Raw genomic sequence first — 16,877 nt, 5'->3', positions numbered from 1 at the left:
ACAGACATGCTTTTGGTGCTCAAGGATCGGTGTGTCGCTGATCACCTCACGGCGCCTGCGGCGCGTCGTGTGCACCTTGCGCAACCCGTCGGGCGGAAGCTGTCGTTCCCCCGACTCATGGCCTTGGTGGCCGATGAAATGCCGGATTCACGCGGGCACGTCGAGCCATCGAGGGGGACGCGGTGATGAAGTCATCCGATCGCCGACAGGCGGCGGCCGCCGGCCCGAGCCGCGCACACACCGCACCTCACATCCCTCACCACCGCACGTGCCCCGTCCCGATCGGACAGGCGCGTGTGCATCCGAGCCGAGAAGGGTTGAACAGACCTTGAACAAAGAGGCGCTTAGGCATCTGCGTATCCAGCGGGGCCTGACCCAGGAGGAGCTGTCGCACCGGTCCGGTGTCAGCGTCCGCACCATCCGCAACGTCGAAAGCGGGCTGATCAAGCGGCCCCGGCGCACATCGGTCGACCTGCTGCTCGCGGTGCTCGACCCCGAGCAGAAGCACCTGCGCAGGGCGACCGCGGACGAGATACGGCTGGGGACGGGAGCGTGGCGCGGTGCCAGGTCGCCGCACACGTCACTGGTGGGGCGCGAGGACGAGGTGCGGGAGCTGGGCGAACTCGTCCTGGCCAACCAGGTCGTGATGGTGACCGGTCCGGGCGGGGTCGGCAAGTCGCGGGTCGCGCTGGCGGCAGCGGAGAGCGTCGGCTCGCGGTTCTCCGACGGCGTGGCCGTCGTGGAGATGGGCCGGGTGCCCAGAGAGCAGGATCTCGACGCGGAGTCGGCGGTGAAGTACTCCCTGGAAGCGGTGCACGGCCTGCTGAGCGGCGAGGACCGGCCCGACAGCCTGAGCCTGCTGCTCGTCCTCGACAACACCGAGCACCTGGCGTCCACCGTGCCCGTGCTGGTCAAGGACCTGCTCAACGACTACCCGACGCTGCACGTGCTGATCACCTCACGCCGCGCCACCCCGCTCTACGGCGCCAGAATCCTGGAACTCGGACCGCTGTCCAACGAGGACGCGGTGCAGCTGCTGACCGACCGGGTACGGATGAGCTGCCCGAGCCTGGACCTCTCCGACGACCTGCCACGGCTCACCGAACTCGCCTGGCGGCTGGACTGCCTCCCGCGATTACTTGAGTTCGCCGCGCACCGACTGCGGACGGCGCCGCTGTCCGCCCTGCTGTCCCACCCTTACGGAATGAAGCTGCTCGGCTCCACGGACTCCTCGGCACTGCCGCACCAGCGCAGCGTCCAGGACAGCCTGCGCTGGAGCCTCGAACTGCTCGACGAACGGCACCAAGAGGTGCTGATCCGGCTCGCGCAGCGCCCGGAGGGCGTCTCCTTCGACGCCGGGGGCACCGTCGAGGACGAGTTCACCACACCGGAGACGATGGCACTTCTGGCCAATCTGGCCGACGCCTCGCTGCTCCAGGTCAACCGCGGCCGTAGCTACGAGTACCGCATGCTGCGTCACGTCAAGGAGTTCCTGACGGACGTCGGCGCTCACGCGCACGGTTCGGCGACGCCGTAGCGTCCCGCCGCGAACGGCGCGAACGGCTCCCGGTTGCCCGTCATTTGCCTGCCGCGTTGCCGCTGCTGCCCATACTGCCGGGCGCGCCGTCGAATAGCCGGGGTTCTGCCTGTAACGACGTGCTGCCTCCGACGACGATGAAGCGGGGCCAGCCACTCATCAGGATGGAGCACGGTCATGCGCATCGTTGTGGTGTCCGGCGCGTCGAGCGGAATCGGATTCGCCGCCGCGGAACGATTCGCCCGGGCCGGCGACCAGGTCTACAACCTGGACGTGAAGCCGCCGGAGACGGCGGTGGAGAACGTCACCTGGCTGGAGACCGACGTCGCCGACTGGTCCGCCGTGGAACAGGCCGTCGCGCATGTGCACGGCGCGCACGGCCGCATCGACGTCGTCATCGCGAACGCGGGCATCAGCCTTCGCCGCGGCGTCCTGGACATCACCGTCGACGACGCCCGCCGCGTCGTCGACGTCAACCTGCTGGGCGTACTGGGCCTGTGGCGGGCGGCGGCGCGCCACATGGTCGACCGGGGCGAAGGAGTGCTGCTGGCCACCGCCTCGGTCAACGCCCACCGCGGCTTCCCCTACTACGCGGACTACAACGCCACCAAGGCGGGGATCACGGCACTCTGCCGCACCTTCGCGATGGAACTGAGCCCGGCCGTCCGGGTGGCGTGCGTCTCACCGGGCGCCGTGCTCACCCCGATGCAACGCGCCGAGTACACCCCGCAGATGCTGGACGACGTCAACGCGCGCATTCCGGCCGGGCGGCACGCACAGCCGGAGGAGATCGCGGAGGCCTTCCATTACCTCGCGTCCGCCCAGGCGCGGTTCATCACCGGTCAGGAACTCGTCATCGACGGCGGCGAGATCACCGGGTCCCTGACAACCGAGTTCGGTACGGCGATCTCCGTGGAGCCGCGTCATCGGTAGTTGAGTTCCCTGCGATCGAGGAAGGATCAGGCAACCATTGTGCGCACCGACGAGTACACGCTGAGCGGCGACGAGGTCGACGACCTGCAGGCCACCCTGGACGAGCTGAGCGTGGGCGGGCTGTCCCCGACCGAGCCCGACTTCTACGAGAAGTACCGCGGCTGCCACGAGCTGCTGCCGAGCGGGCTGCGCCGCTTCCTCGCGGACTTCCGTGACGACCCGTCGTCCACCGCGTGCGTGGTCAACGGCTTCCCGATCCACGACGCGGCCGTGGGGCCGACGCCCCGCCACTGGGAACGCCCCGAGGGCTGCGACGCGACGATCAGGCCGGACACCTACCTGGCGATGTGCGCCTCGACGCTGGGCGAGCCGTTCGCCTGGGCGACGCTCCAGTACGGCCGTCTCGTCCAGGACATCTTCCCCATCCAGGGCGACGAGCGGCGCGAGAGCGGGCACGGCAGCGAGGCGTTCCTGACGTTCCACACCGATGACGCGTTCCGCCCCGACTCGCCCGACTTCCTGCTGCTGTTCGGCATCCGCAACCCCGACGCCGTGCCCACGTTCGTCGCCCCGATACGCGACATACGGCTCAGTGACCGCGACCGGGGCGTGCTGTCGGAGAAGAGGTTCCACATCCTCCCCGACGACGAGCACATCCGGCAGCTGGAGCTGCGCGCGCCCGGCAACCCGGCCCTGCTGCGGGCCATCGAGATGCGCGACCACCCCCGGCCCGTCCCGGTGCTCTTCGGCGACCCGGCCAACCCGCGCATCCGGCTGGACACCCCGTTCATGCGCTGCGCCGACGACGATCCCGAGGCGCAACGCGCGCTGACCGCCCTGCTCACCGAACTGGAGCGGGTCCGGCGGCCGTTGGTCGCCCACGCCGGCTCGCTGCTGATCCTGGACAACGGCAGAGTCGTGCACGGGCGGGACTCCTTCACCGCGCGGCACGACGGCACCGACCGCTGGCTGCGCAAGGCCATCGTCAGCCGCCGGTCCGCCGCGCACGGGGCCGAGCCGCTGGACCGCGTACGGCTCTGACCACCGGCTCGACCGCCCACCGCCGACCACCCGAGAAAGAGACGAGATGAACCAGGCCAGCCGTATCGCCGAACCATCGAAGTCCGTCGCGTCGGAGGCGTCGCGCAAGGCACACGAGGAGCTCCTGCGGGAGTTGTTCGCGGAGGTTCTGGGCGTCGCGGAGGTCGGGGCCGACGACGACTTCTTCGAGCTGGGCGGCGACTCGGTCGCCTCGATCAGGCTGCTGGCCGCAGCGGTCCGGGCGGGGCTCGCCCTGGAGTACCGGGACGTCTTCGAGCTCCGGACGGTGGCGGAACTGGCGCTGGCCGCACGGGAGATCCCCGCAGGGGAAGCGGAGCCGGACGGGCCGACGGGTGTGGCGGATCCGCTGGCGGGCCTGGACGCGCAGGAGCGCGCGGAACTGCTGGCCGGGTTCGGTCCGGGGGCCGAGGTCTGGCCGGTGACCCCGCTGCAGGAGGGACTGTTCTTCCACGCCGTGTACGACCGGGAGAACGCCGACCCCTATCTCATGCAGCGACCGCTGCTGGTCACCGGCGCGCTGGACGTGCCACGGTTGCGGGAGGCCTTCCGGGGGCTGCTGCGGCGCCACCCCGGCCTGCGGGCCGGGTTCGTCACGCGCCCGACCGGCGAGGCGGTCCAGGTCGTTCCGGCCGAGGCGGAACTGCCCTGGCGCGAGGTGGACCTGACCGATCTGGCCGAGGACGAGTACCAGAAGCGGGTCGCCGAACTGCTGCGCCAGGACCGGCTGGAACGGTTCGACCCGCAGCGGCCGCCGCTGATGCGGGTCACCGTGGCCCACCTCGGCGGCCCCCGGCATCTGGTTCTGCTGAGCAGCCATCACATCCTGTGGGACGGCTGGTCCACCACGCGGGCGCTCACCGAACTGTGGCGGCTCTACGACGGGCGCACCGACCTGCCCGAAGCGGTGCCCTTCAGCACGTACCTGTCCTGGCTGGACCGCCAGGACACCGAGAAGGGCCTGGCCGCCTGGGACGAGGCGCTGGCGGGCCTGGCCGAGCCGACCCTGGTCGCACCCGGCGCGGACGGCGCGCTGACCGAGCCGCCCGCACGAGTGGTCGACGAGCTGAGCGAGGAGCTGACCACGGCGCTGCTGGACGTGGCGCGCGGGCGCGGCCTGACCCTCAACACGGTGATGCAGGGCGTGTGGGCGCTGCTGCTCGCGGACCTGACCGGGCAGCGCGACGTCGTCTTCGGCGCCACCGTCTCCGGCCGGCCGCCCGAGGTCCAGGGCGTCGAGGACATCGTCGGCCTGCTCATCAACAACGTCCCGGTGCGGGTGCGGCTCGACCCGGCCCAGCCGCTCGACGAACTGCTCGCCGAGATCCAGCGGCAGCAGGTCGCCCTGACGCCGTACCACCACATGGGCCTGCCCGCCGTCCAGCGGCGGACCGGGCACGGCAGGCTGTTCGACACCTCCACGGTCTGCCAGAACTCGCCGCGCGACATCCGGTCGCACCAGGCGTCGGGCCTGGAGATCAGCGGCCACGACGCCGACGAGACACAGGGGTTCACGCACTTCCCGCTGAGCTTCGAGGTCTTCCCCGGCGAGCGGCTGCGCATCGAGATCAGCCACCGGGCGGAGATCTTCGACACCGGCTTCGCCCGGCGCCTGGCCGACCGGGCCAAGCGCGTGTTCGAGCTCGTCGCCACCGACCCGGGCCGGCTCACCGGGCGGATCGACCTGCTGACCGAGGAGGAGCACCGGCTCCTCGACGCCTGGAGCGGCGAGGACGGCGCGGACTGCGAGGGCACCCTCCCCCCGCTCTTCGAGGACCGGGCGGCCGAGACCCCCCACGCCATCGCCCTGGTCGCCGGCGAGCAGGAACTGAGCTTCGCCGAGCTCAACGAGCGCGCCAACCGGCTCGCCCACGCACTGATCGCCCGGGGCGCCGGCCCGGACGACCTGGTCGCCGTGATGCTGCCGCGGACCGCTGACGCCGTCGTGGCCTGGCTCGGCGTCCTCAAGGCCGGGTGCGCCTACCTGCCGGTCGAACCGGGCTGGCCCGCCGACCGCATCGCCGCGCTGCTCGCCGACGCCCGTCCGGTGGCCGTCCTCACGGACGCCGGCCACACACCGCCCGAGGGACCGCCCGTACTGCGCGTCGAGGACATCGGTTCCGGCCTGCCGGCGCACAACCCGACCGACGCCGACCGGGTCCGCCCGCTGCTGCCGTCGCACCTGTCGTACGTGATCCACACCTCGGGCTCGACCGGGCTCCCCAAGGGCGTCGCGCTCACCCAGCGCGGCATCGTCAACATGTTCCACGCGCAGAACGACGGCTACATGCGCGCCGCCGTCGAGGCGGCCGGAGGCCGCAGGCTGCGCGTCGCGCTGGTGTCCGGCTTCGGCTTCGACGCCGCGTGGGCGGACCTGCTGCGGATGGTCGACGGGCACGAGCTGCACCTGATCGGGGAGGAACTGCGCAAGGACGCCGCCGCGCTGATCGACTACGCGGCACGGCACGCCGTCGACTCGCTGAGCGTGACCCCGCTGTACGCCGCCCAGCTGCTCGCGGCCGGGCTGCTGAACCGGCCCGGCTACCGGCCCCACCTCATCTCGCTCGGCGGCGACCTGGTCGACGAGGCACTGTGGACCGAGCTGGCCGCCGGGGAGGTGCCGAGCTACAACTTCTACGGTCCCACCGAGTGCACGGTCGACTCGACGTTCAGCCGGATCGCCGGCGACGTCCGCACCCATATCGGCCGTCCCGTCGCCAACGCCCGCGGCTACGTACTGGACGGCGCGCTGCGGCCGGTGCCGCCCGGGGCCCAGGGGGAGCTGTACCTCGCCGGTCCCGGCCTGGGACGCGGCTACCTGAACCGGGCCGGGCTCACCGCCGAGCGGTTCGTCGCGTCGCCATTCGGACCGCCGGGGGCACGGATGTACCGCACCGGCGACCTGGTGCGCTGGACCGAGGACGGCGAGCTCGAATTCCTCGGCCGCGCCGACGACCAGGTCAAGATCCGTGGCTTCCGGATCGAGCCCGGTGAGGTCGAGGCGGTGCTGCGGACGCACCCCGGCGTGCGCGTGGTCGCGGTGGTGGCGCGGGAGGACCGGCCGCGGGTCAGGCGGCTGGCCGCCTACGTGGTGCCCGCGGACGGCAGCGTCCTGGACGTCGCGGAGCTGCGCGCGTACGCCGCCGCGCGGCTGCCCGAGTACATGGTGCCGGCGGCGTTCGTCACGCTGGACGCGCTGCCGTTGACGAGGACCGGGAAGGTGGACCGGCGGGCGCTGCCCGCGCCGGAGTTCACGGGGTCGGGCGCGACCCGCCCGCCGCGCGACGCACGCGAGGAACTGCTGTGCGGCCTGCTCGCCGACGTCCTGGGCGTCACCGATGTCGGCGTCGACGACGACTTCTTCGAGCTGGGCGGCGATTCGATCACCTCGATCCAGCTCGCCGTGCGCGCCCACCGCGCCGGCCTGCCTCTCTCCCCGCGCGATGTCTTCGAGCGCCGCACCGTCGCGGAACTGGCACTGGTGTCACGGGAGACACCGGCCGAGGAGGACAGGGCGGCGAGTGGACCGGGCCCGCTGGCGGGCCTGGACGCGCGGGAGCGCGCGGAGCTGCTGGCCGGGTTCGGTCCGGGGGCCGAGGTCTGGCCGGTGACCCCGTTGCAGGAAGGGCTGCTGTTCCACGCCGTGTACGACCGGGACACCGCCGACCCGTACACCACCCAGTCCCCGCTGGACCTCACCGGCGCGCTGGACGTGCCACGGCTGCGAGAGGCCTTCCGGGGGCTGCTGCGGCGCCACCCCAGCCTGCGGGCCGGGTTCGTGACCCGCCAGAGCGGCGAGACGGTCCAGGTCGTTCCGGCCGAGGCGGAACTGCCCTGGCACGAGGTGGACCTGACCGGTCTGGCCGAGGACGAGCGCCGGGAGCGGGTCGCCGAACTGCTGCGCCAGGACCGGCTGGAACGGTTCGACCCGGCGCGGCCCCCGCTGCTGCGGGTGACGCTGATCGGCCTGACGCACGACCGGCACCTGATGCTGCTGACCAGTCATCACATCCTGTGGGACGGCTGGTCCATGACGCGCGTACTCGCCGAGCTGTGGCAGATGTACGAGGGGCGCACCGAACTGCCCGAGGCGGTGCCCTTCAGCGCGTACCTGTCCTGGCTGTCCCGCCAGGACCTCGGCGAGGGACTGGCCGCCTGGGGCGAGGCGCTCGCCGGGCTGCCGGAACCCACGCTCGTCGCACCGGGCATGGACGCCGCGCTGCCCGCACTGCCCGGGCTCGTCGTGGGCGAGCTCGGCGAGGCGGCGACCGCGGCGCTCGTCGCGGCGGCCCGCGCCCGCGGGCTGACGCCGAACACCGTCGTCCAGGGCGTCTGGGCGCTGCTCCTCGCGAGCCTGACCGGCCGGCAGGACGTCGTCTTCGGCGCCACCGTCTCCGGCCGGCCCGCCGAGATCCCGGGCGTCGAGGACATCGTCGGCCTGCTCATCAACACCATCCCGGTACGGGTCCGGCTCGACCCCGGCCAGCCGCTCGACGAACTGCTCGCCCGGATCCAGCGGCAGCAGGCCGCGCTCAGCCCGTACCACCACATCGGACTGCCCGCGATCCAGCAACAGGCGGGCCTCCACGCGCTGTTCGACACCTCCACGGTCTTCCAGAACGCGCCGCGCGACAGCCAGTCGCACCAGGCCCCGGGCCTCGCGATCAGCGACCACGACGCCGACCTGCAGCCGCCGGTCGTCCACTATCCGCTCAGCCTGGCCGTCATCCCCGGCCCGAGCTGGCGCGTGGAGCTGGGGTACCGGCAGGACGTCTACGACCCGTCCACCGCCCGGCAGTTGCACGGGCGCCTCATCCGGCTGCTCGAAGCGTTCGCGGCCGAGCCCGTGCGGCCCACCGGACAGCTGGAGCTGCTGTCCGAGACCGAACGCGCCCTCGTCCTGCGGCACTCCGGCAGGACCGGCCGCGCCACACCGGCCGGATCGGTCGTGGACCTGTTCGCGGCCGCGGTACGGCGCAACCCGTCGGCGATCGCGGTGGAGTGCGCGGACACGCGAGTGTCGTACCGGGAACTGGACGAACGCTCCGACGTACTCGCCGCCGAGCTGGCCGCGCTGGGCGTGCGCGCCGAGGACCGGGTCGGCGTGCTGCTCGACCGGTCCGTCGAGGCGGTGGTCACCGTGCTGGCCGTGGCGAAGGCGGGCGCCGCCTATCTGGCTCTGGACCAGCGGGCGCCCGAGGACCGGCTGCGGTTGATGCTGACCGAGGCGGGCGCCGAGGTGCTGATCACCGATGCGATGTGGCGGGCGACCGCCCAGCAGGTCCACGACGGCCGCCTGCTGACCTTCGGCGAATCCAGGACGCAGCCCGCCCCCGGCACCGCCCCGGACTCGGCGATCCACCCCGACCGGCTGCTGTATGTGGTGTACACGTCCGGGTCGACCGGCGTCCCCAAGGGTGTGGCCGCCCGCCACCGGGACGTGGTCGCCCTCGCGTTCGACGGGCGCTTCGACGGCGGCGCGCACGACCGTGTGCCGATGCACTCGCCGCTGGCCTTCGACGCGTCGACATACGAGCTGTGGGTGCCGCTGCTGCGCGGCGGCACGGTCGTCGTCATCCCGCCGGGCGACGTGGACGCGCGCACCCTGCGCCGGGCGATCGCCGACCACCGACTGACCTCGGTGTTCATGACCACCGGGCTGTTCCGGATGATCGCCACCGACGATCCCGGTGCCCTGGCGGGTGTGCGCGAGGTGTGGACGGGCGGCGAAGCCGTCCCCGCCGACGCGGTCCGCTCCGTCCTCGACGCATGCCCGGGGACCGGCGTCATCGATGTGTACGGGCCGACCGAGACCACCACCTTCGCCACCGCGCACGTCCCCCTCACAGCGGCCGAAGAGGTCCCGGAGCACCTGCCGATCGGCGGACCGCTCGACCACACGCGGGTCTACGTGCTCGACGGGTGGCTGCGTCCGGTGCCCGTCGGCACGCCCGGCGAGCTGTACATCGCCGGCGCCGGGCTCGCCCGCTGCTACATCGACCGGCCCGCCCTGACCGCGGAGCGCTTCGTCGCCGAGCCGTTCGGGCCGCCCGGGTCGCGGATGTACCGCACCGGCGACCTCGTCCAGTGGGACGAGGACGGCGACCTGCTCTTCGTCGGCCGGGTCGACAGCCAGGTGAAGCTGCGCGGGTTCCGGATCGAACTGGGTGAGGTCGAGGCCGCGCTGGCCGCGCACCCCTCGGTGCGGCAGGCCGTGACGGCGGTCCGCGAGGACCGTCCCGGCGACCGGCGGCTCGTCGGATACGTCGTCCCGGCAGCGGGTGCCGACACCGCGGCGCTGACCGCCGAGGTGACCGAGTTCGTACGGCGACGCCTGCCGAACTACATGGTGCCGTCCGCTCTGGTGGTGCTGGACGAGCTGCCGATGACGATCACCGCGAAGGTCGACCGCAAGGCGCTGCCGGCCCCCGGGACCGGCGCCGCGACCGACGGACGGGCCCCGCGCACCGTGCAGGAACAGGTCCTGTGTGACCTGTTCGCCGAGGTGCTCGGCGTCGAGCGGGTCGGCATCGACGACGACTTCTTCGATCTGGGCGGGCACTCCCTGCTGGCCATGCGCCTGGCCGGCCGGGTGTGGTCGGCCCTCGGCGTGCAGCTGACGATCCGGGCGCTGTTCGAGGCCCCGACGGTGGCCCGCCTGGTCAAGCGGCTGGAGGACCAGCAGTCGGCGCGGCCCGTGCTGCGGGCGGCCGCCCGGCCCGACCGTGTCCCGATGTCGTTCGAACAGCGCCGACTGTGGTTCCTGAGCGAACTCGACGGCGGCGTCGCCTACAACATCCCCCTGGCGCTGCGCCTGTCCGGTCCGGTCGACGGCGACGCCCTGCGGGCGGCACTGGCCGACGTCGCGGACCGGCACGAGGTGCTGCGCACGGTCTTCCCCTCCGTGGACGGCGAACAGTTCCAGCAGGTGCTGACCGGTCGGGCGGCCCGCCCGGAACTGAGGATCGTGCCGACCGACGAGACCTTGCTCGACGACGAACTCGCCGCGGCCGCCGACGAACCGTTCCACCTGACCCACGAACTCCCGCTGCGCGCCTGGCTGTTCGAGCTCGGGCCCACGGATCACGTGCTGCTGCTGGTCGTGCACCACATCGCGTGCGACGAGTGGTCGCTGGAGCCGATGCTGCGGGACCTGGCCGACGCCTACGCGGCGCGCCTCGACGGCAGGGCGCCGAACCCGCCCGCGCTGCCGGTCCAGTACGCCGACTACGCCCTGTGGCAGCGGGAGTTGCTCGGCAGCGAGGACGACCCCACCAGCCCGGCCGCCCGGCAACTCGACTACTGGCGCGAGACGCTGGCCGGCATCCCCGACCGACTTCAGCTGCCGTGCGACCACCCGCGGCAGCCGGGAGCGGCACCGGTGGCCGGCATCGTCAGGTTCTCGGTGCCCCCGCAGGCCGCCGCACGCCTCGCCGCGGTGGCCCGCGCCGCCGACGCGACCCTGTACATGGCGCTCCAGTCCGCGGTCGCGGTGGTGCTGTCCCGGTCGGGCGCGGGCCCGGACATCCCGCTGGGCACGGCCACGTACGGACGGCCCGACGAACTGCTCGACGGCCTGGTCGGCTTCTTCGCGAAGACCGTGGTCCTGCGCACCGACGTATCGGGGAACCCGACGTTCGCCGAACTGCTGAGGCGCGTGCGGGAGACCGACCTCGCGGCGTTCGCGAACCAGGACGTGCCGTTCGAGTCCCTGGTCCAGGCGCTCAACCCGCAGCGCGTGCCCGGCGTCAACCCGTTGTTCCAGGTGAGCGTCTCGATGCAGACAGGGGGCTGGACGCAGCCGACCCTGCAGGACGTTGAGGCCGACTGGAAGGGGGTGGGCCCCGGCCTCGCACCCTTCGACCTGTCGTTCGTGTTCCAGCACGTCCAGCAGCCCGGTGCGGCGGACGGCGCCGGGGAGCCGATCACCGCGTCGATCCGGTACCGGGCCGATCTGTTCGACGAGGCCACGGTGGAGGCGATGGCAGAGCGCCTCGTCCGCGTCATCGAGAAGGTGTCCGCCGACGCGCAGACCCGGGTCGGGCAGCTCGACGTGCTCACCCCCGAGGAGCGGCGGCGGGCGCTGGTCGAGTGGAACGACACGGCCCGGCCGGTGCCGGACACCACGCTGCCCGGCCTGTTCGCCGCCCAGGTGGCCCGGACCCCCGACGCGACGGCCGTGGTGTTCCGGGACGTCGAGCTGACGTACGCCGAGCTCAACCGCGAGTCCAACCGGCTGGCACACGAGCTGATCGCACGCGGGGTGGGCCCCGAGCAAGTCGTCGCCCTGGCGCTGCCCCGTTCCGAGCGGCTCACCGTCGCCATGCTGGCCGTGCTCAAGGCCGGAGCGGCGTACCTGCCGATCGACCCCGGACTTCCCGAGAGCCGCATCGGCTTCATGCTCGGCGACGCCCGGCCGGCGTGCGTGATCAGCATGGCGGCGGTGGCGCCCGCGCTGCCCGTCGAGCCCGGCGTACCGGTCCTCGTCCTGGACGACGAGTCGCTCGCCCGGTCGCTGCGGCAGCGGCCCACCGACGATCCTTCCGACGCGACCCGTATCCGGCCGCTGCTGCCCGCCCATGCCGCGTACGTCATCTACACCTCCGGCTCCACCGGCCGGCCCAAAGGCGTGGTCGTGTCCCACGCCGGGGTCCCCAGCATGGTCGCCTCCCAGGTGGCGCAGCTCGCCGTGGACTCCGAGGCACGAGTGCTGCAGTTCGCACCGGTCAGCTTCGACGCCTCCGTCTGGGAGACGTGGATGGCGCTGGCGAACGGCGCGTGCCTGGTCGTGGCACCGGAGGCAGACCGTACCGCCGGACCCGGGCTCGTCGACTTCGTCCGGGCCCACCGGATCACCCACGCGACGCTGCCGCCGGCCGTGCTGCTCGGCACGGACTTCGACACCGAGGCCGCCGGGGTCACCCTGGTGACGGCCGGCGAGGTGTGCACCCGCGAGGTCGCCGAGGCGACCAGTACCTTCGGACGCGTCGTCAACGCCTACGGACCCACCGAGTCGACGGTCTGCGCCACCATGCACCGGCTTCGGCTGCCCGAGCCGACGGTGCCGATCGGCCGCCCGCTGGCCAACACCCGGGTCTACGTACTGGATCCGATGCTGGCCCCGGTGCCGCCCGGGGTGCCCGGAGAGCTCTACATCGCGGGCACCGGTCTGGCCCGCGGCTACCTGAACCGGCCCGGGCTGACGGCGGAGCGCTTCGTCGCCGATCCGTTCGGCGCACCCGGCGCCCGCATGTACCGCACCGGAGACCTCGTGTCCTGGTCCCGCGAGGGCGAGTTGGTGTTCCTCGGCCGGACCGACGAACAGGTGAAGATCCGGGGGTTCCGGATCGAGCCGGGCGAGATCGTGTCGGTGCTGACCGGGCACCCCGCGGTGGGCCGGGCCGCAGCGATCGCACGGGAGGACCGTCCCGGGGACGTCCGCCTGGTCGCGTACCTGGTGCCCGCCGCAGGCGCGGACCCGGTCGCGCTCGACCCGGCGGAGGTACGGCGCTTCCTCGCGGACCGGCTGCCCGAGTTCATGGTGCCGGCGGCGACCGTCGTCCTGGACGCCCTGCCGCTGACGCCGAACGGCAAGCTCGACCGCGAGGCCCTGCCGGCGCCGGACACCGGCCCCGCCTCCCGCCCCGACGAGCGGCCGGCCCTGGACCCACGGACGAGGATGCTCGCGCGGCTCTTCGCCCAGGTGCTGGGACGGGACCGGGTCGGACCGGACGACGCCTTCTTCGAGCTGGGCGGACACTCACTGCTCGCCGTCCGGCTCATCAGCCGCGTCCGTGCGCTGCTCGGCGCCGAGATCAGCATCAGCACCCTGTTCGAGGCGCCGACCCCGGCCGCGCTCGCCGCCCGGCTGGACGGCACCCCGAGCGACCCGTTCTCCAACGTCATCGAGCTGCAGCGGGACACCGGCCACGGCCGGCCCGTCTTCTGCATCCACCCGATTGGCGGGCTCGCCTGGTGCTACGCGGCGCTCCTGCCCCACCTGGACCGCGGACAGCCCGTCTACGGCATCCAGGCGACCGAGAGCCACGGCCGCTTCCGCGCAGTGGAGTCGATGGCGGAGCTGGCCGAGCGCTACGCCGACCTGATCACCTCCACGCACGCCGACGGGCCGTACATCATCATGGGCTGGTCCCTCGGCGGCGCGCTGGCCTACGAGGTGGCGAGCCGGATCGAAGCATCCGGCGGGCAGGTCGACCTCGTCGCCATGTTCGACTCCCGGCCGTACGAGAAGGCGCTCGTGCGGGGTGCGGACACCGACGAGTTCGTGGACTGGGTCACCGGCGAAGTCCTCAGCAGCGGGGGAGAGGACACCGTCCTCGGCGACCGGCAGAGCAAGGCGCTGATCAACGCGGCGCTCGCCGTCTCCGCCGTTCTCGGCCCGCCCACACCGCACGGATACCGGGGCCGGGTGCTGAGCATCGCAGCGGCCCGCTCGGTCGCGGACCTGGGCTCCGCCGAAGCCGCCTGGAGTCCGTACCTCCGCGAGGTCGAGCACCACACGGTCGACGCCGAGCATGGCTCGATGATGACGAAGGCGGCGATGGACCAGATCGGACCGATCCTGCGGACCGCGCTGTCCAAGCTGCCCGCCCTGCCCCACGGACCGGCGGACCGCCCGTCCAACGGCTGACGGGGCGCCGGCCCTCCGGAACAGTCCTCAGGAAGGTGGATTCACACGGGTGTCACGACCACACGAACAGACGGGACGGGACGGCCGGGCCGCGCTGATCGACGCCTGGCGCACCGCCGGCGGCCACGGCCTGGACATCCCCGACCCCGACGAGCCCCGCCCGCTCGGCGACGACCGGTGCGTCTTCATCCGGCCGGTGCTCGCCCCCGGCGCCAAAGTCGTCGCGGGCGCCTACTCCTACTACGACGCCTCCGAGGACACCGGCGGCTTCGAGGAGGAACGCGTCCGCTACGCGTTCGGACCGCAGCGGCTGCGGATCGGGAAGTTCTGCTCCATCGCCGCCGGCGTCACGTTCGTCATGGCGGGCGCCAACCACATCTACGACGGGCCGACCGCGTTCCCGTTCGCCACGTTCCCCGGGGACTGGCAGGACCGCCTCATCGATCCGCTGATCGAGCGCGGCCCGGCCGGAAAGGGCGACACGATCATCGGCAACGACGTGTGGATCGGCCGCGACGCCACCGTCATGCCGGGTGTCACCGTCGCCGACGGCGCCATCATCGGCGCGGGCGCGGTCGTCGCCTCCGACGTCGGCCCCTACCGGATCGTCGCGGGCAACCCGGCGAAGGCCCTACGGTCCCGCTACACGCCCGACGAGGTCGGCATGCTCCTCATGGCGAGGTGGTGGGACTGGCCGATCGAGGTCGTCTCCCGCCATCTCCCGGAACTGGTGCTCGGCACCCCCGCCGGCGTCCTCGCCGTCGCCCGGGCCGAACGCCTCGTCGACGAGCCGGGTCCAGCGCAGGACGGTGGGTCATGACGACGGACGCCCACGCCGCCCTGGCCGGGATCGACCTCGCGGACGAGGACTTCGCCACCCGCGGAGATGCCGAAGAGGTGTGGGCGCGCCTGCGCCGCGAGCGGCCGGTCCACTGGAACACCAGGCCCGACGGCAGCGGCTTCTGGGCCGTCACCCGTTACCGGGACGTCATCCGCGTCCTCAAGGACGCCACGACGTTCGAGTCCGGGCGGGGCATGCGGCTGGACCACAACCCCGCCGCCACCGAGGCCGCTTCCGGCAAGCTGATGATCGTCACGGACGCGCCCCGGCACGCCAGGATCCGACGGGTGATCAGCTCCGCGTTCACCCCGCGGATGGCCGCCCGCCTTGAGCGGAACATGCGCGCCACCGTACGGGAGGAGCTGGCCGCGGTCCGGGACGGTGAGCGCTGCGAGTTCACCGACGTCGCCTCCGTGCTGCCGCTGTCCGTCATCTGCGACATGCTCGGCGTGCCCAAGGCCGACTGGCCGTTCATGCTGCGCTCCACCAGGGTCGCGTTCGGCGAGGGGGACGCCGATCCGCTGGAGCGGCTCCAGGCGCACGCGGGCATCCTGGAGTACTACCAGGAGCTGGTCGCCGAGCGTCGGCGTACGCCCCGCGAAGACGTCATCAGCACCATGGTCAACGGCACCGTCGACGGGGTCCCGCTCACCGACGAGGAGATCTTCCTCAACTGCGACGGCCTGATCTCGGGCGGCAACGAGACGACCCGGCACGCGAGCGTCGGCGGCCTGCTGGCGCTCGTCGACCGCCCCGACCAGTGGCGGGCCGCGGCCGACGCACCCGACGGCCTGGACACCCTGGTCAACGAGATCCTGCGCTACACCAGCCCGGCCATGCACGTGCTGCGGACACCACGCGAGGACACCGAGATCGGCGGACAGCCGATCCGCGCCGGTGAACCGGTGACGGTCTGGATGCCCTCCGCCAACCGTGACGAGACGGTCTTCGACGACCCCGCCCGCTTCGACGGGTCACGCACCCCGAACCCCCACCTCGCCTTCGGGAACGGCCCGCACTACTGCCTGGGCGCCACGCTGGCGCGCATGGAGCTGCGCGTGCTCTTCGGCGAGCTGCTGTCGACGTTCTCCGGCGGAGAACCGGCGGGCCCCGCGCGGCGGCTGCGCTCCAACCTCATCTGGGGCTTCGAGTCGGCGCCGGTCCTGCTGCACCACCGCTGACCCCGACCCCCCGCGGATCCCACCGAAAGGACAGAGACGATGACCAACCCGTTCGACGACGACGAGCAGTCCTTCCTCGTACTGGTCAACGACGAAGGCCAGCACTCCCTGTGGCCCGCCTTCGCCGAGGTGCCCAAGGGCTGGGACGCCGTCTGCGGCCCCACCGACCGGCAGTCCTGCCTCGACTACGTCAACGAGCACTGGACCGACATGCGGCCCAAGAGCCTCATCGCCGCGATGGACGCCGACTGACAGCGACCGACAGGAACGGAGTACCTGGTAGCGCCATGGGAGACACGACGTACACCGACACCGTCCGCCACTGCTACGAACTGATCGACGCCGGCCGTCTGGAGGAGTTCCTCGCGAACTTCCACGACGACGTCGTCTACGAACGCCAGGGCATGCCCGACATGCACGGCGCGCTCGCCCTGCGCCGCTTCTACGAGCACGACCGCGTCATCGCCACCGGCCGGCACTCGCTCGACCAGGTCATCGCGGACGGCCCCTGGGTCGCCGTCCGCGGCCGTTTCACCGGAACCCTCAAGGACGGCTCCGACGTCGACTTCCGGTTCAGGGACTGGGTGCACTTCCGCGGCGGCCGCATCGACCACCGCGAGACGCTGTTCCCCACCTTCAAGGTCTGATCAGGGGTCACCGCCGACACACACATGC

Annotated in this window: 8 protein-coding genes; all 8 read left to right on the top strand. The window is 72.4% G+C overall.

From position 1 onward, the window contains the following. The first annotated feature begins 328 nt into the window (after positions 1 to 328). The 8 genes from ACZ7L7_RS29555 (at position 329) to ACZ7L7_RS29520 (ending at position 16,849) form a co-directional block, all read left to right on the top strand. A complete protein-coding gene (locus tag ACZ7L7_RS29555) occupies positions 329 to 1,537 on the top strand; it encodes an ATP-binding protein (RefSeq protein WP_285514613.1) in 1,209 nt (402 codons plus the stop codon). 177 nt (positions 1,538 to 1,714) lie between these two features. Continuing rightward, entirely contained in the window at positions 1,715 to 2,470 is a 756-nt protein-coding gene (locus ACZ7L7_RS29550; protein WP_285514614.1) for an SDR family NAD(P)-dependent oxidoreductase, read from the top strand. Positions 2,471 to 2,509: 39 nt separating this feature from the next. Continuing rightward, entirely contained in the window at positions 2,510 to 3,511 is a 1,002-nt protein-coding gene (locus ACZ7L7_RS29545) for a TauD/TfdA family dioxygenase (protein ID WP_285514615.1), read from the top strand. 46 nt (positions 3,512 to 3,557) lie between these two features. Next, complete coding sequence (locus ACZ7L7_RS29540; protein WP_472077639.1) at positions 3,558 to 14,180, top strand: amino acid adenylation domain-containing protein; 10,623 nt, start codon at positions 3,558 to 3,560, stop codon at positions 14,178 to 14,180. A 49-nt stretch (positions 14,181 to 14,229) separates the two neighbouring features. Beyond that, a complete protein-coding gene (locus tag ACZ7L7_RS29535) occupies positions 14,230 to 15,000 on the top strand; it encodes a CatB-related O-acetyltransferase (RefSeq protein ID WP_471592907.1) in 771 nt (256 codons plus the stop codon). Then, on the top strand, positions 14,997 to 16,202 hold the full coding sequence (locus tag ACZ7L7_RS29530) for a cytochrome P450 (RefSeq protein WP_472077638.1): 1,206 nt from the start codon (positions 14,997 to 14,999) through the stop codon (positions 16,200 to 16,202). The genes ACZ7L7_RS29535 and ACZ7L7_RS29530 overlap by 4 nt, the downstream gene beginning before the upstream one ends. 39 nt (positions 16,203 to 16,241) lie before the next feature. Continuing rightward, complete coding sequence (locus ACZ7L7_RS29525; protein ID WP_285514619.1) at positions 16,242 to 16,454, top strand: MbtH family protein; 213 nt, start codon at positions 16,242 to 16,244, stop codon at positions 16,452 to 16,454. A gap of 35 nt (positions 16,455 to 16,489) precedes the next feature. Further along, positions 16,490 to 16,849, top strand: coding sequence for a nuclear transport factor 2 family protein (locus ACZ7L7_RS29520; protein ID WP_453606945.1), 360 nt, complete (start codon positions 16,490 to 16,492; stop codon positions 16,847 to 16,849). Positions 16,850 to 16,877 lie beyond the last annotated feature (28 nt).

It is taken from the genome of Streptomyces sp. NPDC110618, assembly GCF_055657065.1.
This window is presented reverse-complemented; position numbering and strand designations above follow the sequence as displayed.